This is a genomic window from Arenibacter sp. F20364 (assembly GCF_023015905.1).
In the GTDB taxonomy this organism is placed as follows: Bacteria; Bacteroidota; Bacteroidia; order Flavobacteriales; family Flavobacteriaceae; genus Arenibacter.
In genome coordinates this window covers 1-2822 of the sequence record NZ_JALKBD010000083.1, presented here as the reverse complement: position 1 = coordinate 2822, position 2822 = coordinate 1, and the positions used below count along the sequence as shown (strand labels likewise).

The window sequence follows — 2822 nt, the reverse complement described above, 5'->3', positions numbered from 1 at the left end:
CTGTTCGGGTGCTTAAAAAACAAAACCACCTTAAAAAGCAGTTATCGAGGTCGTTGTTTTAATAATTACGGGGTTGTGCAACGGTTACCATTGTTACCTGCTGGCTTTTTTCTTCAGTTTTAGTTTCATCATTATGTCTGTCTGTTCATCATTTCCCAATTGGAAAATATGTTTGTCAAATGCTACAAATCCATTTTTTTCATAAAATCTGATTGCTCTTGGGTTTTGCTCCCAAACGCCTAACCAAACATATTCTACGTTTTTTTCTTTCGCCAATTCAATCGCTTTGTTGTAAAGAATTTGTCCGACTTTTTTTCCGTGAAATTCCTTTAGCACGTAAATCCGTTCAATTTCGAGTGCGTTTTTATCCTTTATTTCTGTTTGTGATTGTCCGAAATTCACTTTTAAATACCCAATCACATTGTCGTCAAGTTCCGCAAAATAGAATTCAGCGTTTTCGTCTGTCAGTTCAGTTTTCAGTTTTTCGGTCGAAAATCCTTCTTCCAAATATTTTCGCATATCTTCTTCGCTGTTATCGGAAGAAAATGTCTCGGCAAAAGTCAATTTCCCGATTTCCTTTAGGTTTTCAATGTCTTGGATATTTACTTTTCTAATTTTCACTTATTGTTTAGTTTAAAATTCTTTTTCATAATAGTCACATAAACTGGAAACGATACATTCTTCGCATTTCGGTTTTCTTGATATGCAGATGTTCATTCCGTGCTGTATTAGCCACTCGTGAGCGTGTTTTTTATATTTTTTTGGTGTAAGTCTGTTTATTTCGTCAGCGGTATCTTCATTGGATTTAGTTTCCACTATTCCAAGTCGGTTCAAAACTCTGTGTACGTGTGTGTCAACTGCAATGGTGTCTCCACCAAAATTAAAATTCATCATTATATCTGTACACTTCCGTCCCACACCTTGTAGTTCCAAAAGTTCTTTTTCCGTTCGTGGTACTTCTCCGTTGTGATTGTCAATTAACTGTTGGCACATTTCTTTTAAATGTTTTGTCTTTCGATTATAATGTGCCACAGGTTTAATCAACTCGGTAAGTTCGTCATCTGACAAATCCAATATTTCTTTTGGTGTTGTAGCTTTATCATATAGGGCATTGCACGCTCGGATTACCCGTTTTGTGTGTGTCATTGTTGAAAGCATTACAGAGACCAAACTTTTAAAATCCGTACTGTTAAGTCCGTTTTTTTCCCATTCATTATCGTTTTCGGCAAATATTTCGTACTCGTTGCTTAATTTCTCGTAAACTTTTTCAATTTTCTTTTTTGCCATTTTTTCGATTATGTTTTTGGTGTTTTTCAGCTTGCAGGTAACGCCCGTATAAGATTAGTTAGGCGATAGGTAAAGATAATGTTTGCAATTTACTAATTAGCAAAAACTGCTTTGCAGTTTTGTAATTTATCAATCATTACGAAATCTGCAAACAGATTTTGTGGAATTTCAAATAGCAATCAAACTAACGTAACCTACTGACGCCTAATTAATTTTATACCCTGTTATGGGCTTTTGTTTTTATTTCTGTCTTGTTCTCAATCTGTCAATCTCAAGTTTGGTTGTCGGTCTATGAGTTATGTAAGTTGAGCCAAATAAGCTGCCTATTTGAAAAGCTGAAATGGGCTGATTTTGTTTGTTCAAAATCTAACTTGCTAATGTTGGCGAAATGCAGTGGGTATTGTACTCAGTCTGTAAGCCTCATTTCATGTTCATTTAATATCTCAAATAACTCCTCATGTTTCAAATAAGATGAATCATTAGTAGAAGTCTTAGTCAACTCAGCATTCTTGTAGCAATTTGAAATTGAAACATACGCCCAAGTCAATTCAGCGGGTCCTGCTCGCCCGTAATCTACAATTGTCTTAAGCAAGCTATCTTTTGCATAAAAGCTTGTCCGAATAATTTCATCATCGGTATGATTGACTGCATAATAGCTTGCTATATTAGTAATATTAGCCTTTTGAAATTTCTTAAATACTTTATCTGTTCTTAGTTTATTCAGTTTGCCTTTATATATTCCAATGGAGTCAGTGTATCGAATTCCGTTAAAATAAATGTCTCCGTTTTTATTTATTGAAATGTTGAGTTTAGGGCATGTACCATAACAGCCACTTCGTGTAAAAAGGATTTTGTCAAACGTTATCTTGTTGTCTAAGTCATATTTTAATTTCTCGAATTTCTCAATAATACTGTCAGACCCTAATACATAAAGAGTGTCTTGTTTTATTTTTATTATTGATTTAAAAAACCTCCAAGAATAGGAGGGTGGATTTTTAAATAGAATACTGTCATTAGTGATTTTGAATGAAGTCGAGTTGCCAAAATATTTAATCCTTTTCTTGTTAATATTTGTATCAAGGTAGCTTTTATACATCCCATGTAAGAACTCAATTGAGTCATTAGAAAATCCAATACCTATAGGATTATGAAAAATAAAATTCTCTCCTTTGTTTTCAATTCTCTTCCACTCACCAATTAGCTTTTCTTTTTGAAATTTCTCTTTCACATTATCTTTTGAAGTTGAATTACAACTTGTAAAAATTGCAACACTAAAAAGGATTGAAATTATTATAGAATTTTTCATTTTTTGGAATTGCCCATAACGGTTAGTATAAGAGCAGTAGCGGAATTAATGCACTTACCTTTCGGGTTTTAATATAATAATTTAAATGCAAAGCGGTTTGAGTTGAACCCCAAACCGCTATTGCTTTTATACCGTGTGTGTGCCCAGCATGGGCATCTTTATCATATCTAAGATATGGTATTAATCTAGAGGGTGCAAGTCCCTTATGGGCAGGGGTAACGCCTTGAAC

General features: G+C 34.0%; 4 protein-coding genes. All 4 read right to left on the bottom strand.

Annotated features, from left to right (window positions below):
• Positions 1-93: 93 nt before the first annotated feature.
• Positions 94-621 (bottom strand): GNAT family N-acetyltransferase, encoded by a 528-nt coding sequence (locus MWU84_RS23705; RefSeq protein WP_153267327.1) that lies wholly within the window; start codon positions 619-621, stop codon positions 94-96.
• 12 nt (positions 622-633) lie between these two features.
• Complete coding sequence (gene nth, locus MWU84_RS23700) at positions 634-1287, bottom strand: endonuclease III (RefSeq protein WP_246906486.1); 654 nt, start codon at positions 1285-1287, stop codon at positions 634-636.
• A 406-nt stretch (positions 1288-1693) separates the two neighbouring features.
• Complete coding sequence (locus MWU84_RS23695) at positions 1694-2593, bottom strand: DUF6438 domain-containing protein (RefSeq protein ID WP_246906485.1); 900 nt, start codon at positions 2591-2593, stop codon at positions 1694-1696.
• Between the two features lie 22 nt (positions 2594-2615).
• A partial coding sequence (locus MWU84_RS23690) for a hypothetical protein (protein WP_246906484.1) occupies positions 2616-2822 on the bottom strand: 207 nt, incomplete at its 5' end.